Consider the following 20,510-nt stretch of genomic DNA (forward strand, 5'->3'; position numbering starts at 1 on the left):
CTCATTTAGACATTCAGTATCATTATATCATCTCAAGACTGACTGCCATTTACCTTTTTTGAAGGTTGTGTGAAAATTTAGAAAGCCGCTTTACCGTGTTCGGCTAATGCCCTGAGCCTTTTGACTTCATGAGGCGTGAGTTCTCTTTTTTCCCCTGTTTTCAAGCCCCCAAGATTTAAAAAAGCGTACTCTTCCCTTTTCAGCTTGAGCACCTCGTGTCCGATGGCTTCAAACATTCTCCTGACCTGGCGGTTTCGTCCCTCATGGATCGTGATTTGGACGATGCTTGTCTGCTTTTTCTTATCGAGTGACAAAAGCTTCACTTTTGCCGGAGCTGTCTTTCCTTCCTCTAGACGTACGCCCCGCTCAAGTTTTTTTAAATTCTCCTTTAAAGGAATGCCTTTCAGCTTTGCTACATACGTTTTATTAATTTCGTATTTCGGGTGCATCAATTTATTGGCGAAGTCCCCGTCATTCGTTAACAATAAGAGGCCGCTCGTATCATAATCAAGCCTTCCGATCGGATAAATCCGCTCCTCCACCTCGGTGAAAAAGTCGGTCACAACTTTCCTGCCTTTGTCGTCTTTGACTGCTGATATAACCCCTCTCGGTTTATACAGGAGAAAATAAACGGGTTCTTCGCTTTCAAGCTGGACGCCGTTTACCTCAATCCGGTCTGAGCTTGACACTTTAACGCCGAGCTCTCTGACGGTTTTCCCGTTGACCGTGACTCTCCCTTCTTTTATAAGTTCCTCCGCCTTCCGCCTCGATGCAATACCGGCGTGGGCGATTACTTTTTGAAGTCGTTCCATATCTTTCACCTCATGTATTATCTTACTTTTTTCCAGACCAACAAACAAGTTTGCGAGGCGCCTTCTTCCTTAGGAAAGAAGCACTCCGCCCTTAAATGTATCCTTTCTCACGTCAAAAGTAAAACAGTTTTGGCTAAAAAAGCAAAAAAGCGCCTGTTGATCAGGCGCTTCCAAACAGCAATGTTACAATGATCACAGACGCGATAATCCCCGCTAAATCAGCAAGCAGTCCCACCTTCAAAGCATCCCCCATTTTCTTAATTCCGACCGCTCCGAAATAGACGGTCAAAACATACAGGGTCGTGTCTGTCGATCCCTGCATGACAGAGGCCAGCCGGCCGATGAACGAATCGGGCCCGTAAACAGCGATCAAATCGGTCGTCATGCCGAGCGCTGCCGTTCCTGAAATCGGCCGGATCAGACCCAGCGGAACCACTTCCGTCGGAATTCCCACGGCGGAAAACACGGGTTTTAAAAGATTCATAAAAAAATCGAGCGCCCCTGAAGCACGGAAAACGGTGATCGCTACAAGCATACCGACCAAATAAGGGATAATGGAAAACGCAATTTGGATTCCTTCCTTCCCTCCCTCAACAAATGCCTCATAAGTCGGAACTTTTTTGAATGTACCGTATAACAGAATCGTGACGATGATAAACGGGATAAGGGCCAGAGAAAGCCAATTGATGAATTCCAAATGCTCACCCCTTCTTTTTTCTTCTATAATAAAAATATCGGTCGATGAAGATCGCAAAGATCCCCGATATTAAAGTCGCCAAAATGGTCGGCCCGACGATGTCTGTCGGCGCCTTTGCATCATATGTCATCCTGACCGCGATGACGGTCGTCGGAATCAAGGTAATGCTTGACGTATTGACCGCCAGAAAGGTGATCATTGAGCGGCTCGCTTCCCTGCGGTTCCGGTTGAGCGCCTTCATTTGTTCCATCGCTTTAATGCCGAGCGGTGTCGCCGCATTGCCCAATCCGAAAAAGTTGGCCATTAAATTGGATAAAATGTACCCCATCGCCGGATGCTCCGGAGGGATCTCGGGAAACAGCTTTGAAATGAACGGCCGGCACAACCTGCTGAATTTTTCGAGAAGCCCGGATTGTTCAGCGATTTTCATCAGCCCCAGCCAAAAAACAAGGACGCTCATCAGTCCGATCGCAATCGTGACGGCTTCCTTCGAACCTTTAAATACGGCTTCATTGACTTCCTGAACCGTTCCGTTGAAAAGTGCAAAAACCAAACCGATCACCGTTAAGCCGACCCAGATTATATTGACCATGATGAACCGCCTGCCGCTCTTTGGAATACGGATTGAAAGGTCTCAAAAAACGATTTTTTCGGCTTTTTGTTGCGTTCGTTTTCATAGTAGATCGGTACGCTTGCAATCGTTTTTCCGTTGAACATGACGTTCATTTCCCCGATGATGTCCGGGATTTCTTGTTTGTTTTTGCGCCATGATTTTTTCGGTTCAAGAAGCTCGATGTCAACCTTCACATCTTCTTTTTCATCTTCGTTTAACAGATATGTGACATCCCGTTTAATAAAAGCTTTATTTCCGTAAAAAGAGTCTTTTAATTTCGGAATCTCGCCTTTTTTTGCGATGATATATGTTTTGTAGTGGCCGTATACATAGTTGAACATGTTCATATGATCATTCCAGTCGTCGGGGGCATTGATTGTGACAGCGATCAAATCGGTTCCGTCTTTCGATGAAGTGGAGACGAGTGTACGCTTTGCCAGCTTTGTATATCCCGTCTTCCCGCCTGTACTGTATTTGTAAAGCCCTGTTAAAAGCTTGTTTTTATTTCTCCAGATGCCTTGCATCGTTTCAGCCTTATAGTGCTTTGTTCCGGCGATTTTTCGGTACGTTTCATTTGTCATCGCATATTTTGTCAAAAGCGCCATATCATAGGCCGAAGAATAGTGATCAGGGTGGTCATCGAGTCCGTGCGGATTGCGGAACAGGGTGTTTTCCATGCCAAGGTCGGCCGCTTTTTGATTCATCATGTAGACAAAGCCCTCCAGGCTTCCGCCCACATGCTCGGCAATCGCAACGGCTGCGTCATTTCCCGACCTCAGCATCAAACCGTAAACAAGGTCCTTCAGCTTCACCTTTTGTCCGCTTGTCAAATAGATCGATGATCCCTCCGTCCTGACCGCTCTGTCACTGACCGTGACCGTTTCATCCAATTTACCCGATTCCACGGCCAAAATGGCTGTCATAATCTTCGTTATGCTTGCAATGCGCCGTTTTTCATGCTCATCCTTCGCAAACAAAACCCGTCCCGATTGCCCGTCCATGACAATCGCGCTTCTTGCGCTGACATGAAGGGAAGGCTGTGCTTCAGCGGTTTGGAATGAAGAGCATAAAAGAGAGCATATGATGATGACTGCTGCAGCTTGTTTTAGAAAAAAGCGCATTTTTTCTCACGTCCTTGTGGTTGTTTGTACAAGTTTATGCGCTTGTCTTTCCGTTATGAACACCAATTGGATGATTCCCCGAGAAAAATCTCAAGCAACATCAAAACTCCCCCTTTCATGAAAGGGGGAGTTCCGGCTCACAGTTCATTTAAGCTATGATCTCGGCTGAACCATCTTCATCCGATAGTCAGTCGCATAGTATTCCAATTCTTCTCTCATCGATTGATATTCTGTTTCAAGCGAAGCCATCAAATTTTTTAATGAGGCCGGCGCTGGTTCGTGAAAGCAAATGGCGTTTTTTCCCGTGTAGGCCGCTCTGCTGTCTTCGTACCAAGTGTCTTTTTTCGGTGTAAAAAATTCTTCTATGCATCGATGATAGATCTGATAGAGCGTCCTTTCGGCGGCAGCGTCCTGAAAAGGAGCCTGCTGCAGCCTGATTCGGCAGGCCGCAAGCCCTTCTTCACAGTAAACCGCCAGTTTTCTCAAGTTGCTGAGGACATCGCGATAATAATCTCTCCTCCCGGGCTCTTCGGCTTCAAGGGATGAGAGCGTCGTTTCGTTTAAATAATCGCTCAGCGTCTGAACGGTCTGTGCTAAAAATTCGCCTGCCTGCTCGGTTTGGGCTCTTGCCATAGATTTTCCCATTGGTGTCGGCACCCTCTCCTCATCGCTTTGTTACAATCGTATTCTTTCATGAATGAAATTAAACATAAAAAATACGATAATACATATTATCATACTTCGGTCCTTAAGGTGAATCTATTTTAAATCTTCAAACGTCTGGTTAAAGTTTTCAAAGAACAGATCGGCTTCCTCCTGAACCCCGTCTTCTTCTACATTTTCGGGCAGCGGCGGAAGCTCTTCAAGCGTTTTCAAGCCGAATTGTTCAAGAAATGTTTCTGTTGTACCGTACAAGATCGCCCTGCCCGGTCCGTCCGCCCGGCCTACTTCGCACAACAGCGCTTTTGCGATAAGGCTCTGGAGAATCCGTTCAGATTTGACCCCTCTGACCTCCTCGACTTCTGCTCTCGTAATCGGCTGCTTATATGAGACGATGGCTAAAACCTCGAGGGCAGCCTGAGAAAGCCCTTTTGAAGGGGCTTCAATCAGCTTTTTCAAATAGACGGCGAATTCTTTTTTGGTCGAAAGCATGTACGTATCCGCGTACTCGACAAGCTCGATGCCCCTGTCTTCTTTTTCATAGGTTTCTTTGACATCAAGCATAATATCCTGCAGCTCAGCTTCATCGACCTCTAAGACCGATAATAGCTGTTTTTTTGTCAGGCCCTCGTCGCCGGCGGCATACAAAAGCGCTTCGACAATGGCTTTCCAATTCACGATATCATGCGTCATGAATCGCTTCACTCCCTGTTATGTAAATGTCTGAAAAGTTATGTTCCTGTTCAATAATGATCAGCTGGTTTTTCATCAGCTCCAAAATCGCCAAAAACGTCACAACGAGATGCTCTTTCTGTTCGTACGGGAACAGTTCCATAAAATGCATCCTTTTGCGGGACGTTTTCAAACAGTCGACGATTTGTGTCATTCGTTCTTCTATCGGTATTTCCTGCCTTGAAATTCTTGTTTCAGACGGCCGGTTGATTTTTTTGCGGTTCAGCACCTTTTGAAACGCCCCGAGCATGTCGTAAACGGTGACGGACAGCTTTTGCTCGCTGAGTTTTATTTCCTTGGCGTAGTCGCTTAAGTCGCTCGGCGGCTTTGCGAATGCTTTTTGCCGCTCTTCCTCGCGCTCCTTTAAATTTTGCGCAGCACTTTTGTATTTTCTGTACTCTATTAATTTTTCAATCAATTCTTCTCTCGGGTCCTCTTCCTCCTCGAGAAGCTCTTCGTCAAACAGCTCTTCTTCCTGCTTTGGAAGGAGCATTCGGCTTTTGATGCTGAGAAGGGTCGCAGCCATCACCAAATACTCGCTGGCCACGTCGAGCTCAAGTTCGCGCATCGTGTGCACATATAATAAATACTGCTCGGTTATCTTCGCAACAGGTATGTCATAAATGTCTATTTCAAGGCGGTTGATTAAGTGCAGCAGCAGATCCAGGGGTCCTTCAAACGCCTCGATTTTCACCTGATATTCCATGTCATTTCTCACCATTTTCAAAATCGCTTCTAAGCCGGCTAAAACTGGCTACCCTTTAGTATAAATTACGCGTCTGCATGAAGTCCAATATAATTTAAGAAGCTTTGGCATCCGCCTATACGGCTTGAGCGTATCCTGCATAGAATACTGTGTAAAATCTTAAATCTGAGGAGGGAACAACATGGGAGGTAAAGGCTTCGGCTACGGCGGAGGATTTGCTTTGATTGTCGTTCTGTTTATTTTGTTGATTATTGTAGGAGCGGCATGGATCTATTAACATAAAAGATGAGAAGCGTCCGTTACCGGGCGCTTTTTCACTGCCTGGATATATCAGCCGTTTTTCCTCCGTTCCGTTCTTATGATACACTTTAACGGAAACTTAAAGGAGGATGTCAGATGTATCCCCAAGCTTATATTGATTACCTGGCCGAATTTCACGGGGCAAGGGATTATTTTGAGTGCCACGAAATTCTAGAAGACCATTGGAAAAAGGACCCTCCCGGCGAGCGGAAATTATACTGGGTCGGGTTGATTCAGCTGGCTGTCGCGCTCTACCATCAGCGGAGAAACAATTTTGCCGGCGCAGAGAGATTAATGGCGAACAGCATCCGCATCCTGACGTCCGAAAAAGACGCAGTCGAATCGCTCGGATTGGATTACAGCCGCTTCATCGAGCTGTTAAGGCAGACTTATCAAAAAATCAAAGCCCATTCTCCTTATGTAAGCATCATGCTTCCGATCGCAGATGAAGCATTGATCAAAGCATGCCGGAAACAATGCGAAAAAAAGGCGTATGAGTGGGGAGCAAACGCTGCACCAAACGCCTTCATTATCGATAAACACCGGCTGAGGGACAGAACTGAAGTAGTTGCCGAGAGGGAAAAACAAATCGAACGGCGAAAAAAGAGCAGAGGCTAAAAGCCTCTGCTCATTGGTTATATGTGATGTCTTCATTTTCGTGATCCTGACAGCGCTCAAAGAATCCTTTAGTTAATTCATTCGGAACCAGCGGTTTAGGTGCAAACATTTGCGAAATGGCCGACACCATTTTTTTGCCGATTCCCTGATGACGGTGAGACGGGTTTACACTGATATGCTTGATCTCGACTTCTTCTTCTCTTTTCTCTACTCCTACACAGCCGACAATATCTTCGCCTTCTTTCCATAGGAACAGTTGCCTTTCAGTGTCCGTTTCATAGTCTTTAATTGTCTGCTGAAGCTGCTTGACGTCCTTCTCATTCGGCATAAACGAAAGGAGCCCCATCGCAATCTTTTCGAATGACTTTTTATAACGAATTAACATAAATACCCCTCAATATATCAAAATGTGGATCTAACGAAGGCTAGTCGCTTCACATCACATTATAAACATTTTTATAACCTTTTTAAACTCTTTTTCGGTAATTATTGAAGCGACCGGGTCAGGTTCGCCATTTCAATCGCTGCCGCGGCAGCTTCTGCACCTTTATTTCCGGCTTTTGTTCCGGCGCGTTCTACCGCCTGCTCGATCGTGTCTGTCGTCAATACGCCGAAGATCACCGGAACACCTGTTGACATGCTGCTCGCTGCAATCCCCTTTGCCGCTTCATTGCAGACATAGTCATAGTGGCTTGTCGCTCCTTTGATGACCGTGCCCAGTGTAATCACGGCGTCGTATTTTTTCGTTTCAGCCATTTTTTTGGCGATCAGCGGAATCTCGAATGCGCCGGGAACCCAGGCGACATCAATATCATCAGCTTTGACCCCATGTCTCAACAGCGTATCTTCTGCACCGCTTAGAAGTTTGCTTGTAATAAAATCGTTGAATCTTGACACAACGATCCCAATTTTCAAATCTGTTCCAATTACATGACCTTCTATTTTATTCATATGAATCCCGTCCTTTTTTGTGATTGATTTTAGTTTAAAAATGAAGCATATGCCCCAATTTTGATTTTTTCGTTTTTAGATACTGTTCATTATCTTTTTTTGTCTCCATCTGCAGCGGCACCCTGTCTGCGATCGTCAGACCGTAGCCTTCGAGACCGGCAATTTTTCGCGGGTTGTTCGTTAGCAGCTTCATTTGCTTCACACCGAGGTCTCTTAAAATCTGGGCGCCGATCCCGTAGTTGCGAAGGTCTGGGAGAAAACCGAGCTTTTCGTTAGCCTGCACGGTGTCATATCCTTCTTCCTGCAGCTTATAAGCTTTCAGTTTATTGATTAAGCCGATTCCTCTTCCTTCCTGTCTTAAATACAGGAGCACACCCCGGCCCGCTTGTTCGATTTGTGCGAGCGCAGCAGCAAGCTGCGGGCCGCAGTCGCAGCGGTAAGAGCCGAAAACATCGCCCGTCAGGCATTCTGAGTGTACGCGGACAAGCACAGGCTCGTCCCCGAAAGGTATGTCGCCTTTGACGAGTGCTATATGTTCTTTGTCATCGATTTCGTTTGTATAGCCGTAAACCTTGAATGTACCGAATTCGGAAGGCAGCGTAATCTTCACTTCTCGGTTGATCAGCGTTCCCTTGCTGTAGCGGTATTCGATCAAATCTTTAATCGTAATCATTTTCAAGCCGTGCTGATCGGCTATTTTTTTAAGTTCAGGCACCCTTGCCATCGTGCCGTCTTCATTCATGATTTCGCAGATGACGCCGGCCGGCGCGGAACCGCACGCTTCTGCAAGGTCAACGGCCGCCTCCGTATGTCCGGCTCTTTTTAAAACGCCGCCTTGTTTCGCAATCAGAGGAAAAATGTGCCCCGGCCTTTTAAAATCGCCCGGAAGCGCATGATCATCGATCAGGGACATGACGGTCAACGACCGCTCCTGAGCGCTGATCCCCGTCTTTGTATCGCGGTGATCCACGCTGACCGTAAATGCCGTGTTATGAGAATCTGTATTTTCGTCCACCATCGGATGGAGGTCAAGCCGTGAAGCGATCTCTTCATTGAGCGGCGTGCAGATCAACCCCCTTCCGTGCGAAGCCATAAAGTTGATCACTTCAGGTGTTGCGTATTCTGCGAGTGCAACGAAATCACCTTCGTTTTCCCTGTCCTCATCATCGACCACGATGATGACTTTCCCTTGCTTCAAATCGCGTATCGCTTCTTCAATTGTGTGAAACATAGACGCACAGCCTCCTTTCATTTAAAACCCGTTGTCTTTAAAAAATGCTTCGGTCAATGGTTTTGTCTGTTTTTCTTGTTTTCCTTGGTGGAGAAACCGGTAAATGTATTTGCCGATCATATCGCACTCGATGTTGACGATGCTTCCGGCCTTTTTTTCCGGAAAAATTGTTTCATCCAATGTGTGCGGGATAAGCGAGACTGTTACTTGATCCTCCGTCAGTCCAAAAATGGTGAGGCTGACGCCGTCTACGGCGATCGAACCTTTTAACACAAGCATTTTGGCCAGTGAAGGGTCAAGTTTTAAATCATAGTATACGGCGTTAGCCGCTTTTTCTATGCGTACGATAGATGCGGTGCCGTCGACATGCCCTGACACCATATGCCCGCCGAAGCGGCCGTTTGCTGCCATCGCCCGTTCAAGGTTGACGCGGCTTCCTTTTTTTAATGTGCCGAGTGATGTTGCTTTCAGCGTTTCAAGCATGACATCCGCCGTGAAACTGCCGGAACCGAACTCATTTACGGTCAGGCAGACTCCGTTGACAGCAATGCTGTCGCCGAGCTTCACATCTTCGATCACTTTGTTGGATTGAATGACTAAAGACATGGCGCTTCCCGCCTTTTTCATGTCCAAAATCGTTCCGACTTCTTCAATGATGCCTGTAAACATATGCCACCGCCTTATTCTTTTATCGGTTTTGCCGCCAGCTTTATATCCTGGCCGATCTTGGTAATGGTTGTGAAATGCAGTAAGGGGACATCTTTCATCGATTGAAAGCCTTCACCGGAGAGGATGCTGGGAGATTGCAGCCCTCCGATTAATTTAGGGGCAAGATAGAAGATCATTTGCTGATAGAGTCCTTCTTTGACGAAGCTTGCGTGAACCGTTGCGCCTCCCTCGACAAAGACTGAAGCGATGCCGCACTCTGCAAGGTGCTGAAGCACGTCGCGCACCGGAAGTTCATCCGCATCCAGCACGGTTACCTGTACACCTTCTTTTTCCAGGTTCCGAACCTTTTCGGGATCTGCCTTGGACGTCGTGTAAATCCAAGTTGGCGCTGCTTTGTCCTGAACCACTTTTGACTGGAGCGGGATGGACAGCGTCGTATCAAGAACGACACGCACCGGCTGATTCACCGCACCGGGGAGACGGCATGTCAAACTCGGGTCGTCTGCTTTTATTGTGCCCGAACCGACTAAAATACTCTGGTGATTTTTTCGGTATTGGTGAGCGTCCATCCGCGCTTCTTCAGAAGTAATCCATTTGCTGTCGCCTGTTGCGGTGGCGGTTTTGCCGTCAAGGCTTGCAGCGGCTTTTAATGTCACATACGGAAGGCCTGTCCGCATATAATGCATGAACTTTTCGTTCAGCTCTTCCGCCTGTTCTTTGAGAACACCCGTTTCCACCTCGATCCCGGCGCTTCTCAGCATCTCGATTCCTCTTCCGGAAACGAGCGGATTCGGATCTTCAGCTGCCACGACCACCCGCTTCAAACCGGAACGAATAATCAGTTCTGCGCAAGGAGGCGTTTTGCCGTAATGGCTGCACGGTTCAAGCGTCACATAGATGTCGGCTCCTTCCGCATGGCGGCCTGCCATTTGAATGGCGTGCACTTCTGCATGCGCTTCGCCGTATTTTAAATGGGCTCCCATTCCGACCACTTCGCCGTCTTTGACGACAACCGCTCCGACAAGCGGATTGGCCCCGGTCTGACCTTCGCCCTGCCTCGCCAGCTCCAATGCAAGATTCATATAATGCGCATCCGTCATGAATTTCCCTCCTTTCTTTCAAAAAAATAACCCCGGATGTTGATCCGGGGGTTGTTTTTGTGCATGAGAAATAAAACTATGCTTATTCATTATTTTTTACATAGTCTCTTCATCCTTCTCCCATCCAGACTTTCACTGTCGGCTTCAGCTTTTCACTGAATCCACCGCTTTGCACGAAGCACAGCGGGTCACGGGCTCTAAAGCTGTCTCTCGCTTTATTACCGCCGGTCGGGATTTTCACCCAGCCCCGAAGGATACAATCGATATTTACTTGTCCTTATGCGTAATTATAGCGGCCGCATATTAAAATTGCAATGAAAACTGCTTGCACAGAAAAACCCTCTGAAAAACAGAGGGTTTTTATTCTGCCACTTTGACGACTTTGATTAATCCGTCGATTCTGTTGGCATTAGAGAAGTAGGCCTTTACTTTATCTCCTTCTTTAATGTCGGACAGATCCTGGTTGAGATTTTTCGCATTAAAAATGATCTTCGTTCCGTTATCTGATACCCCGTGGTATTCAGTGCCGTCAATTTTGGTGATCTTATATTGATAAATGGTATAGTTCTTTTCCTCAGATGAGACGGTTTGGCTGAGCGCCGTTGAGACATCCTGAACGCTTCCGTTTTTTAAATAATAAAAGCCTCCGGCCAGTACGGCAGCCAAAACGAGCAGAACCGTGAGCTTGAATTTTATTTTCCCCATGATCAAAACCTCCAGAACACGTTCTGAACTATCCTATGTTTATTTCCTGTAAATGATGAAATAAAACATATTCGATTCAGACGGAAAATATGTGGTTTTTAAGTATAACGCAAAATGAAGGGAAATCGTTTCATATTCAGACGAAATACTACTTATAACCTACGAATATACATTCTGATTTAGGGGTGTGTATGAAAAACAAGGTTGGAAATTGAGTCTAAATAACTATTTTTCAAAAAACCGTTTGTTGTGTTTTCTTCGCTTTAGGTTTCGCTGTAAAAGTCGTTTCGGATGGCGATAACGGACTGATTTTTAAAATACTCGCTGTCTTTCGTTTTTGCCCAGGCGAGAAACTTTACATGCTCGGAATGGAACAAGGCATCGTGTTGGGACGAGCGAGCAGCAGCCGCGCCCAGTCTGTGTTTGATTCCGCGGATGAACTTCCAATATTGATAGAAAGGCAGTTTCAATTTTGTCATAAATCCTGCCGAGTCTTCAATCACATATCCTTCCTCTTCAATCGACGGGTTATTTGACATAGACAGGTACCATTTATAAAAATCGGTCCACTGGTGAAAAGCAATGACTTTTTGCTTACATTCTACGCGATATGTCTCGGCAAAACGGACGATGTCTTCATACGGCAGCTTTTCATATTTCATTTGCCTTTTGACAATGTCGAGAAGGACAAGCTTGTCCGATTTGTACTCGATAATGTGCGGATCTTTTTCTGGCAGCACGACTTCAAACACTAACGAAACATTGCGTGTTTTTACATATTCTTTTATATCCTCTGTCTGAGATGCGTCAAACGTTTTGTGAAACAGTTCTTCCACCCATTTTGCATGCCCATCTTTTTGTCCGCTTGCCGATGTGTAGGATTTTGAGGTGAAGACGAGCCCATCGGTTTCAGAATTGTAGCCGACCGTTCCCAAAAATCCATTCGCCTTATCATAAACGGTGACCGGAAAGCGCAGCGTGTTAACGAGAACATGCATTTTCGTCGTCAGGCGCTCATCGATGTTGAAAAATTTATTGTAGCTCCTGCTGACGATTTCATTGGTGTTTCTGTTGATAAACAGCCCTCTTGCCTTCATGCTGACGCTGTCCCATTTTCTCTCCTGAAAAGCCTTCCTCGTAAAGTTAAAAGAGGAAATGCCGCCGGCTAATTTTTGCTCAGATACATAATCGTGTTCGTCCAAATGCTTTAGAAAATGTTCGACCGTCAGCTCCTCGTGTTCGTGATGAGAAGTAAGCGGAGGAGCTGACGTTTTAAACACATCATTTTTGATTTCATATGTTTGAATTCCCGACCGGTCAATGGTGACAACTCTTAAATGCCCGCCGTGCTCCACCTGCCCTTCCAGGTTATATGATGTTGCGGCTGCATGCACTGGAAGCCGGAACATGTTTCTGTGCCCGTGGATTTGAATGATATTCCGCCCTTTCATATTTTTCGTAAAGACATGGTCGATATCTGTCTCATATCCGCCGACACCGTTGATCAGCTGGCTGGTTGCCGTAAACAGAAGGTTGTCAGGGAGCGCGGAAATGCCGCCGTGCGTGATGATGTAAGTGTCTTGTCCATACGTGAAGTAGACAATTTGGTGGAAGCGCCTGGCCAGTTCCCTGATATTTTTTTTATCAAAGCCCGCTTCGTCTAATTCCGGTTTGGTCTTCTTGTTGAATACGCTGCTTCTTGTCTCTTCATCATGCCCGTATTGCTTTAAGTATTTATCATGATTTCCTTCGAGCAAAATCACATTTTTGCGGTCTTTGATACTGAGCAGAAATTGAACGACTTTTGCGTTTTCTATTCCTCTATCAAGCATATCGCCTGTAAAAATATATAACTCGTCATCTTCGAGTCTGCCTTTCAAATAGGAATCAAGCACCGTAAAACAGCCGTGCACATCCCCGATGACATGTATTTTTTTGTAGCTGTCAAGCCGCCTCGGCTTATACTGCATCACATCGTCAAATTCTTCCGGCTTGATGACCGTTGTCCAGGAAGGCGCCGGTTCAGATAAAATCCGCTCGTGCATGGCGTGAACCACGCTGTCGGGCACCTGCTTATGCTCAGCCCTCTCCCGGTTTCTCAACAGAGCGGTCTCAAGCGGAATATCGGAGAAATCAACCACATACGCTCTGTAGCGATACTTTAAAACGAGAGCTTTATAGCCTGAAATCATGCTTTGCTTCGCATGTGTGGCATCAATAATGGTGAATTCCCCCCTTTCCATCCTTTCTTCAAGCAGGCTGAACAAAAGCTTCCATACCTTGCCGTCATTTTTTTGGGAGACGTCGTATTTCCCTTCCAAATTTAACACGGGTGACTGATGGATCAGCCTCAGCTGATCGGCAGACAGCGTATATTGATTCAATTGATGATCCCTGATCCACGTTGATTTTCCGGTGCCAGGGCAGCCTCTAAGCAGTACCAAAGTCCTCATTGTTGATCTCCTTATTTAGTTCTGATGAGTTTTATTATAAAAAATGTTAGCATTCCTTCCAAGAATATACGTACTTTTTTGCTATTTGTTTCAAAAAACAAATAAAAAAATCCCCTAAAGGGGACTTTTTTCGTGTCCTTAATGAAATTCCACATCTATCCTCTTTTTATCGTCCGGCTTGTCTTTCGGCATTCTCACTTCAAGCACGCCGTTCTTATAAGAAGCTTTTATCCCTTCATGGCTGACGGGAGCCGGAAGCGCGACTGATCTGTGAAACCGTCCTGTAAATCGTTCTTTCCGGTGCATGTTTTCATCTTTTACTTCGTTTGATCTGTTGATGGATCCGCTGATATGAAGCATATTGTTTTCAACCTCGATATGAACATCTTCTTTGCTCTCAAGGCCGGGGATATCACAGGACGCGACGATTTCATTCCCGGCTTCATGCACATCAACCCTAATATCGCCAAAGCCGTGCTCTCCTCCAAAGTTCGCCGGAAAATCAGCAAACACCCGATCAAACTCTCTTCTGATCGTATTCAAATGTTTAAATGGTTCATAAGGTACTAACGGCATTTTCTTTCCTCCTTCATGTTTTCATAACCTTATGATTTCTTGTACGCTTTGATTTATGCATGCCTGTATGAGACCAAGCTCAGGGAGGAGGCGGCTTTTTATCGGATATAAAAAGAGCAGTGCTGATATAGACCAAGCACTGCCCTTTTACGGAAATACTATGTTACATTTCGTTCTCCGATATGAATCGGTGACGTTTTGACAGATGTTACGTTTCTCTCAGCGATTTGCACTGGTGCGGACGTTACGTTTCTCTCGGCGATTTGCACTGGTGCGGACGTTACGTTTCTCTCGGCGATTTGCACTGGTGCGGACGTTACATTTCTCTCGGCGACCTTCATACCATCTGTTTGCGTCATCAGCACAGTACTTGCCAAAGAAAGTCCTGCTACTGAAGCAGCGGCGGTTAACAACAGTTTAGATTTCATACGACCAGTCCCCTTTTTTCATTTGTTTTCGAGCACTGAATACCGTTTGATAGAAATAAACAGAGTCGCTCAAGCGCCCAATTTCATTATAGTATTCAGCTGCTTCCAATGCCAAGTCCTCAATATCGGGATACATCTTTTTTGACCCGAGCAGCTGAAAAGTTTCCAGCATGGGAGCCCTGCCGTCATCATCAACATACAAGGCTTTTAAAAAATGAAATTTTGATAGATAGATCGAATCGTTTGATCGGCGGGCGATGTCAATTCCTTTATTTAACGCATCATCCGCCTGTTCCGGCTGCTTCAGCTTGAAATATGCAAGTGCAAGACTAAAAAACGCTTTTGGAAGAATATCTGATGACTCTTCTTGATAAATCACAGCAGCCCTGTTGAAGTATATGGCTGCCTGATCGAAATCTCCCATCTTATAATAGCAGTTTCCCAAATTATAATAGGTGTGTCCTTCCAATATGAGCTGGCCTTCTTGCTGTGAAAGCTTCAGCGCCTTTTCCAGATGTGACAGCGCTTTTTCATTCGACTCCAGATCGTCATAGTTCCCCGCGATGACGAACTCGCATTGGATTCTCCGAACCGTGTAAGTTTCATGCGCCTGATAGGTTTCAATCGCTTGAAGCGCATAGTTCATCGATACATGGCTCTGTTTCATATGATAAAACACTTCAGCCATTTTAAAATGAAACTCGGCTCTCTCTATTTCGTCCTCGACGTGCAGCAGCTTTTTTTCGGCGCGCCTGTAAAAAGAGATCGCTTTAATATAATCATGGTTTTTATATTCATACATCCCTCTAAAAAAGTTAAAATAATATTCGAGCAGGCCTGTCAGTTTTCCTTGTTCATCTTCGATATCTTTTAATATTTCAGAAAAGTCAGGCGGGGTTTCGCCTTCTTCCAAAGGTTTTACGTAATCAAGCATGATTCTGTGTCTGAATTCCATTAAGGCGTAATACAATAATAAGTCTTGATCCTCTTCCATTTGAGAAATTTCGCGCTCAATTTCTGCCTTCAGCATTTCGGCGTCCGTGACATTGAATTTGCGTATCGCGTTATACCAGTCATTAATTTTTACGCCGACTGCCGTCGACGGGATTTTTACGCTCACCCCTTACGCCCCTTCCTTTTTTACAGATTGCGTTCTCTATCTAGCTCTTCACTTGAATATATTTTACATAAAGGGTCATTTTTTCACAATTATTTTATTTATTAGCATCATAATTTCCTAGCAGAATGCGGACGAAGAATCGGTCCCCGGTCCTGTTGCACCTGGAAAATGAACACCGTTTCAGACAAAAAAACAGCCCGGCTAAGCGGGCTGTTTTTGCACTTTCTGATTATGCGTCAAACACTTCGACTTTTTCCATGCCTTGTCCTTGCTCCATTGAAGTGACGGCATCAAGACCTGATGTGACCTTTCCGAAAACGGTATGAACACCGTTCAAGTGCGGCTGAGGCTCATGGACGATAAAGAATTGGCTGCCTCCGGTATCTTTTCCTGCGTGAGCCATTGAGAGTGAACCGGCTTCGTGTTTATGCGGATTCCCTTCTGTCTCGCATTTAATCGTATATCCAGGTCCGCCTGTTCCAGTGCCGTGCGGGCAGCCTCCCTGGCTGACGAAGCCCGGAATGACGCGGTGGAATTTCAGCCCGTCATAGAACCCTTCGTTTGCAAGTTTTTCAAAGTTGGCGACAGTTCCCGGCGCCGCATCCGGATATAGTTCAAACTCGATTTTTTTGCCGTTTGTCAGTTGTATGTATCCTTTTTTAGCCATCTTGATTCTCTCCTTTCATTTCACAAGGGTCATTATATCATATAGAAGAAGCACAGAGCCAATCACCTGAAATAAACGCCCGCTCTTGTATCGCTTTTGTAAAAGATTTTTAAAAATGGTTGAATCGCCTGTGAAAATCATGAATGATAAAAGAGGGTGTGCTAGGATACCGGGAGAGCATTTGACTTGAAGAGAAAATTTCTCTCTTTTTTTCTTTGAAACCTCCCTCATCTTTCATCCGTCTATATTTCGGAACGCATTATTTCCGTTCCGGCAGGCTTCTTTAAAAGTACAGCAATTCTGCCTGAAGCCTGCATTTTTAAGGAGGGCATTGAGCTTGAAAAAATCGATACTAGGAATCTTTACAGCATTATGTCTGCTCATTTTCCCGCAGGTCAGCTTTGCTGACGCCGCAGTGGGTGATGTCATCGTCACGCTGGGGAAAGACTTGTCAAGCCAGGACAGACAAAAAGTATTAAAAGAAATGAATGCGCCTGAAAATGCGACCATCATCGAGGTGACAAATGATGAAGAGCATAAATATTTAGGGGATTATATACCGAAAGCACAAATCGGATCAAGAGCGATTTCTTCTTCTTCAATTACCGTAGCGAAAAAAGGCACCGGTTTGGAAGTTCAGACACACAATATCAGCACAATTACAGATGAAATGTATTTGAACGCGCTGATGACAGCCGGTGTAAAAGACGCCAAAATTCATGTCACCGCTCCGTTTGAAGTGTCAGGCACAGCCGCTTTAACCGGATTGATGAAAGCGTATGAAACGACTTCGGGCGAAAAAATTTCTGAAGATGTGAAAAAGGTCGCGAATGAAGAGCTTGTCACCACTTCAGAGCTTGGCGAGAAAATCGGCAGTGAAAACGCGTCAGCGCTGATGGCCAAAGTCAAGGAAGAAATCTCGAAAAACGGGGTTCCCGAATCGAAAGAGGAATTGGAGAAAACGATTGATTCGGCTGCTTCCGAACTGGGCGTGACGCTCACAGAGGATCAGAAAAAATCTCTCATTTCTTTATTTAATAACATGAAAAATATTAATATCGACTGGAACCAGGTTGGAGACCAGCTTGACAAAGCAAAGGATAAAATCACGAAATTCCTGGATTCTGAAGAAGGACAAAATTTCCTTCAAAAACTGATCGACTTCTTTGTGTCTCTGTGGAATGCCATCGTTTCCGTATTCACCGGCGGCGGCACCTCAGAGTCCAACGGTTAACACAACCGCCAAACACCTCCTTTTTTAATTGAAGGAGGTGTTTTATTTTTGCAGAGGGGAAGTCCCCTCCGTCTTCTTTATAGTTTTCATGAATAAAGTCTGTCAGCAGTTTTGTAAATCGGTAAAACGTTTCGTTTTGCGTCGCCGCCCTGTCTTTTAGCGTGAACCGATCGAATAAAGATTTACGGAAACCTGTGCTCATTTCAAGCTGAATGCTCAGGCCGGATAGCGACTTGTTGGCGATGTTATTCGGATGGGTTCCGGCATACTTGTCGTCTGTCGCCAGCATTTCAGCGGCAAACCCCGAGCGGTTCAGCTCATCAACCAATATTCTGATTTTAGCGCGGTCTGTCCCGCCCACTTTAATATTGCGGTCTTCACTGTAATAGCCGTGAAGCGACATGACGTACCGGTGGCTTGCAGTGATTGCGAGCGCCGCCGGCTCGTCAAAACGCGTGCTTGTAATGTGAAGGTCCGTATTGCCTGATGATTTCAGCCCTTCAAACAAGTACAGGGAATAATTTTTGGACACTTCATTGGCAATCTCACTTGTTCCGGGTTCGATACCGCCTCCATGGATGGCCATGATGAGCATCGGCACTCTTGCGTCCTTCTCCGTCATTCGATAAGACGCCGGATCTTCATTCCGCTCCAATTCTTCAAAGCTTGAATATTTATCACCGGACTGTGTTGCACTATGGGCCGCAGCAGAATATGGGAATGAGATCACAGCAGAAATTAATAAAATATTCACAAAACTGTTTATTGCTGTAAAACACTTCACTGTGTTACAATCAACACATTGCTTCAGGCACTGGAGCATGCGGTGGAGTAGGGATACTTTGGCCGGTTTCATCTACTCCGCCTCTAAATCCACGAAATCAGTAAAACTCATCCTTTTCACCTTGATCATTGCCTTTATCATCTCCTTTGTTAAATTTTTGTTAAATTCTCAATATTATATACAATTGGCCCGGTCGCTGTTCTATGCATGTCATGATCTTTTTTACAAAAAACACCTCCCGATGGCCGGGAAGTGTTTTTCATGCTTGAATAAAAAATGGAGACCCCCTCTTCAGGGAATCTCCATTTTTTTATTGTTTTACTTTCGATTTCAGCGGCAGATCCAGTTTGACGATATCTTCATACGTCTCTCTTTGAATGACGAGCTGCGCTTCTCCATCCTCGACAAAGACGACGGCCGGGCGCGGAATGCGGTTGTAGTTGTTGGCCATGCTGTAGCCGTATGCACCGGTGCAGAAAACGGCGAGCACGTCTCCGTCACGGACTTCAGGGATTTCCAAATCCCAAATCAGCATATCTCCGCTTTCGCAGCATTTTCCTGCGATCGATGCGGTATCATGACAAGCATCGTTCATCCTGTTGGCGACGGCCGCTTCATATTTTGCCTCATAAAGCGCCGGCCTGATATTATCGCTCATGCCGCCGTCAATGGCTACATATTTGCGAATGCCCGGCACCTCTTTTTGAGAACCGATTGTGTATAGCGTAGTCCCCGCGTCTCCGACGAGAGACCTGCCTGGTTCGATCCAAATCTCAGGGATGTCAAAGCCAAAATGCTCGGCGTTTGCTTTGACCGCTTCGATGATTTTTTCAACATAAACATCAGCTGCGAGCGGCTCGTCGTCTTTTGTATAGCGGATGCCGAAGCCCCCGCCAAGATTGAGCACTTCCGGAATGAATGAGTAATTCTCCCTCCATTCCGCCAGCTTTTCAAAAATCTTGTCTGCTGCAAGGACAAATCCTGCCGTATCAAAAATTTGCGAACCGATGTGACAGTGCACGCCGAGGAGCTTAAACGCAGATGAGTGGAGGACTTGTTCGATGGCTTGTTCGACCTGTCCATTGTGCAGATCAAAACCGAATTTCGAATCTTCCTGTCCCGTCGTAATATAATCGTGCGTGTGCGCTTCAACTCCCGGCGTGATTCTGAGCAAAACGTCTACAGTTTGTCCTGATCGCTTGCAAAGCTCTTCTGTAATAGCGATCTCGTGAAAGTTATCGAGCACGATGCAGCCGATTTGATGCTCCAGAGCCATAGCAAGTTCTTCAGCGCTCTTATTGTTTCCGTGAAAATGAATCCGCTCAGCTGGAAACCCTGCTTTGGTCGCAGTGAAAAGCTCTCCTCCCGATACCACATCCAAAGACAGTCCCTCTTGTTCGGCAAGCTGAATCATGGCAACCGATGAAAACGCCTTGCTTGCATACGCTACCTGCGCTTTTAAACCGGCTTCCCTGAATGCCTTCTGGAATTTTCGGGCGCGCTCTCTAATCAGCGCGACATCGTATACATAAAGAGGTGTTCCGTATCTTTCTGCCAATGATAGAACATCGACACCGCCGATTTCGAGGTGTCCTCTTTCATTTTGTCTGCTAGTACCATGTAAATACAATTGTCATTCCCTCTTTCTCTATCTACAAAGGTGCAAGGGGCGGTCCGGTTGCTGCCCGATGCATCTTCCGGCTTCATGATAGTGCGATTCTTATGTTGTATTATAACATTTCATTTTAAAAACTAAACCACCATTTGTCCAAATTTTCTTGATTTATAAAGGGAATAATCCCCTAAAAAACCAATCAATTCTATTGATTCTAGCATAACAGAAAACAGCACTTGATAGAAATAGGCATACACAACGTCCATTCAATTAAAAAAAGAGCCGAAAACCGAGATTTTCGCCCATGCAAATAGGCATTTACCTGAATATAATCTTAAAGATGAAACCCAAAAAACGAAGTGGGAAAGAGGTTATCATATGTATCCAAACCGTTACCCCTACACCCCGGCTCCCGGCTATACACCTGAAGATATATACGGCCCTTATCAGCCGGCTGTGCATGATGAACAAAGAATTTATGAGCCTTATGAAGGGCAGATTATTACAGCTCCGGCGAATACGAGATTTTGGCGGAGAGGAACTGAGGTTTTCCTTCATTCGTCAACGATCGACCCGTCCGGCCGCGAAATGCTGTATGTCGTCTATCCGATCAGAAGACAGAACAACATCTGCAGCCTCCGGGCAGTCGCGATTTCTGCCAACGAATACAGAGGCATCGGGACTCGAAGACCGGAATTCGATTACTGAAAAAGAGGTT

At 45.6% G+C, this 20,510-nt stretch carries 24 protein-coding genes and 1 riboswitch; of the genes, 4 read left to right on the plus strand and 20 right to left on the minus strand.

Translation table 11 applies throughout. From position 1 onward, the window contains the following. Positions 1–77: 77 nt before the first annotated feature. From rluB to BTA31_RS14545, 7 genes are all read right to left on the minus strand, one after another. Positions 78–812, minus strand: a complete 735-nt coding sequence (rluB, locus tag BTA31_RS14515; RefSeq protein WP_076792695.1) for a 23S rRNA pseudouridine(2605) synthase RluB — start codon at positions 810–812, stop codon at positions 78–80. A gap of 160 nt (positions 813–972) precedes the next feature. Then, complete coding sequence (locus tag BTA31_RS14520; RefSeq protein WP_076792697.1) at positions 973–1,509, minus strand: spore maturation protein; 537 nt, start codon at positions 1,507–1,509, stop codon at positions 973–975. Between the two features lie 4 nt (positions 1,510–1,513). Continuing rightward, entirely contained in the window at positions 1,514–2,101 is a 588-nt protein-coding gene (locus BTA31_RS14525) for a nucleoside recognition domain-containing protein (protein ID WP_076792700.1), read from the minus strand. After that, entirely contained in the window at positions 2,089–3,243 is a 1,155-nt protein-coding gene (locus tag BTA31_RS14530; RefSeq protein WP_076792702.1) for a D-alanyl-D-alanine carboxypeptidase family protein, read from the minus strand. Before BTA31_RS14530 ends, BTA31_RS14525 begins: the two co-directional genes overlap by 13 nt. A gap of 153 nt (positions 3,244–3,396) precedes the next feature. Then, entirely contained in the window at positions 3,397–3,888 is a 492-nt protein-coding gene (locus tag BTA31_RS14535) for a YpuI family protein (protein WP_043928413.1), read from the minus strand. A 114-nt stretch (positions 3,889–4,002) separates the two neighbouring features. Continuing rightward, the gene (scpB, locus tag BTA31_RS14540) at positions 4,003–4,596 is read right to left on the minus strand and encodes an SMC-Scp complex subunit ScpB (protein ID WP_043928412.1); all 594 of its coding nucleotides are present in this window, start codon (positions 4,594–4,596) and stop codon (positions 4,003–4,005) included. Next, positions 4,586–5,341 (minus strand): segregation/condensation protein A, encoded by a 756-nt coding sequence (locus BTA31_RS14545; protein WP_043928425.1) that lies wholly within the window; start codon positions 5,339–5,341, stop codon positions 4,586–4,588. The genes scpB and BTA31_RS14545 overlap by 11 nt, the downstream gene beginning before the upstream one ends. 181 nt (positions 5,342–5,522) lie before the next feature. Here BTA31_RS14545 and BTA31_RS14550 point away from each other — a divergent pair, with 181 nt between their 5' ends. Next, the gene (locus BTA31_RS14550) at positions 5,523–5,618 is read left to right on the plus strand and encodes a YjcZ family sporulation protein (RefSeq protein WP_003183108.1); all 96 of its coding nucleotides are present in this window, start codon (positions 5,523–5,525) and stop codon (positions 5,616–5,618) included. 119 nt (positions 5,619–5,737) lie between these two features. After that, the gene (locus tag BTA31_RS14555; protein WP_043928411.1) at positions 5,738–6,259 is read left to right on the plus strand and encodes a DUF309 domain-containing protein; all 522 of its coding nucleotides are present in this window, start codon (positions 5,738–5,740) and stop codon (positions 6,257–6,259) included. Positions 6,260–6,269: 10 nt separating this feature from the next. On the opposite strand, the gene BTA31_RS14560 is transcribed toward BTA31_RS14555, so the two are convergent. The 11 genes from BTA31_RS14560 to BTA31_RS14610 form a co-directional block, all read right to left on the minus strand. Continuing rightward, positions 6,270–6,644 carry a GNAT family N-acetyltransferase gene (locus BTA31_RS14560; protein WP_020452011.1) on the minus strand — a complete coding sequence of 125 codons (375 nt, stop codon included), beginning with the start codon at positions 6,642–6,644 and terminating at the stop codon, positions 6,270–6,272. A 101-nt stretch (positions 6,645–6,745) separates the two neighbouring features. Continuing rightward, complete coding sequence (ribH, locus tag BTA31_RS14565) at positions 6,746–7,210, minus strand: 6,7-dimethyl-8-ribityllumazine synthase (RefSeq protein ID WP_076792705.1); 465 nt, start codon at positions 7,208–7,210, stop codon at positions 6,746–6,748. A 34-nt stretch (positions 7,211–7,244) separates the two neighbouring features. Continuing rightward, complete coding sequence (locus BTA31_RS14570; protein WP_076792708.1) at positions 7,245–8,441, minus strand: bifunctional 3,4-dihydroxy-2-butanone-4-phosphate synthase/GTP cyclohydrolase II; 1,197 nt, start codon at positions 8,439–8,441, stop codon at positions 7,245–7,247. Positions 8,442–8,462: 21 nt separating this feature from the next. Next, a complete protein-coding gene (gene ribE / locus BTA31_RS14575) occupies positions 8,463–9,110 on the minus strand; it encodes a riboflavin synthase (RefSeq protein ID WP_043928409.1) in 648 nt (215 codons plus the stop codon). 11 nt (positions 9,111–9,121) lie between these two features. Continuing rightward, positions 9,122–10,210 (minus strand): bifunctional diaminohydroxyphosphoribosylaminopyrimidine deaminase/5-amino-6-(5-phosphoribosylamino)uracil reductase RibD, encoded by a 1,089-nt coding sequence (gene ribD, locus BTA31_RS14580; RefSeq protein ID WP_076792711.1) that lies wholly within the window; start codon positions 10,208–10,210, stop codon positions 9,122–9,124. Positions 10,211–10,318: 108 nt separating this feature from the next. Next, positions 10,319–10,469: riboswitch (FMN riboswitch) on the minus strand. Between the two features lie 101 nt (positions 10,470–10,570). Next, on the minus strand, positions 10,571–10,915 hold the full coding sequence (locus BTA31_RS14585; RefSeq protein WP_003183123.1) for a hypothetical protein: 345 nt from the start codon (positions 10,913–10,915) through the stop codon (positions 10,571–10,573). A gap of 263 nt (positions 10,916–11,178) precedes the next feature. Then, entirely contained in the window at positions 11,179–13,368 is a 2,190-nt protein-coding gene (locus BTA31_RS14590; RefSeq protein WP_076792714.1) for an RNA ligase, read from the minus strand. A gap of 138 nt (positions 13,369–13,506) precedes the next feature. Then, positions 13,507–13,944, minus strand: coding sequence for an Hsp20/alpha crystallin family protein (locus tag BTA31_RS14595; RefSeq protein WP_076792716.1), 438 nt, complete (start codon positions 13,942–13,944; stop codon positions 13,507–13,509). 158 nt (positions 13,945–14,102) lie between these two features. Beyond that, positions 14,103–14,372 carry a hypothetical protein gene (locus BTA31_RS14600; RefSeq protein ID WP_076792718.1) on the minus strand — a complete coding sequence of 90 codons (270 nt, stop codon included), beginning with the start codon at positions 14,370–14,372 and terminating at the stop codon, positions 14,103–14,105. Continuing rightward, complete coding sequence (locus BTA31_RS14605; RefSeq protein ID WP_076792721.1) at positions 14,362–15,492, minus strand: Rap family tetratricopeptide repeat protein; 1,131 nt, start codon at positions 15,490–15,492, stop codon at positions 14,362–14,364. Before BTA31_RS14605 ends, BTA31_RS14600 begins: the two co-directional genes overlap by 11 nt. Before the next feature lie 229 nt (positions 15,493–15,721). Then, positions 15,722–16,159, minus strand: coding sequence for a peptidylprolyl isomerase (locus tag BTA31_RS14610; protein WP_003183133.1), 438 nt, complete (start codon positions 16,157–16,159; stop codon positions 15,722–15,724). 337 nt (positions 16,160–16,496) lie between these two features. Here BTA31_RS14610 and BTA31_RS14620 point away from each other — a divergent pair, with 337 nt between their 5' ends. Then, the gene (locus BTA31_RS14620) at positions 16,497–17,393 is read left to right on the plus strand and encodes a DUF1002 domain-containing protein (protein ID WP_043928400.1); all 897 of its coding nucleotides are present in this window, start codon (positions 16,497–16,499) and stop codon (positions 17,391–17,393) included. Here the strand turns inward: BTA31_RS14620 and BTA31_RS14625 are convergent. Both BTA31_RS14625 and lysA read right to left on the minus strand, forming a co-directional pair. Beyond that, a complete protein-coding gene (locus tag BTA31_RS14625) occupies positions 17,359–18,249 on the minus strand; it encodes a poly-gamma-glutamate hydrolase family protein (protein ID WP_076792727.1) in 891 nt (296 codons plus the stop codon). The two genes, BTA31_RS14620 and BTA31_RS14625, sit on opposite strands and share 35 nt — an antisense overlap. 238 nt (positions 18,250–18,487) lie before the next feature. Further along, positions 18,488–19,807, minus strand: a complete 1,320-nt coding sequence (gene lysA, locus BTA31_RS14630) for a diaminopimelate decarboxylase (RefSeq protein ID WP_043927050.1) — start codon at positions 19,805–19,807, stop codon at positions 18,488–18,490. A gap of 363 nt (positions 19,808–20,170) precedes the next feature. On the opposite strand from lysA, the gene BTA31_RS14635 reads away from it, so the two are divergent. Beyond that, positions 20,171–20,500 carry a hypothetical protein gene (locus BTA31_RS14635; RefSeq protein ID WP_043927049.1) on the plus strand — a complete coding sequence of 110 codons (330 nt, stop codon included), beginning with the start codon at positions 20,171–20,173 and terminating at the stop codon, positions 20,498–20,500. Positions 20,501–20,510: the final 10 nt, after the last annotated feature.

This window comes from Bacillus haynesii, from assembly GCF_001969855.1.
Classification (GTDB): Bacteria; Bacillota; Bacilli; order Bacillales; family Bacillaceae; genus Bacillus; species Bacillus haynesii.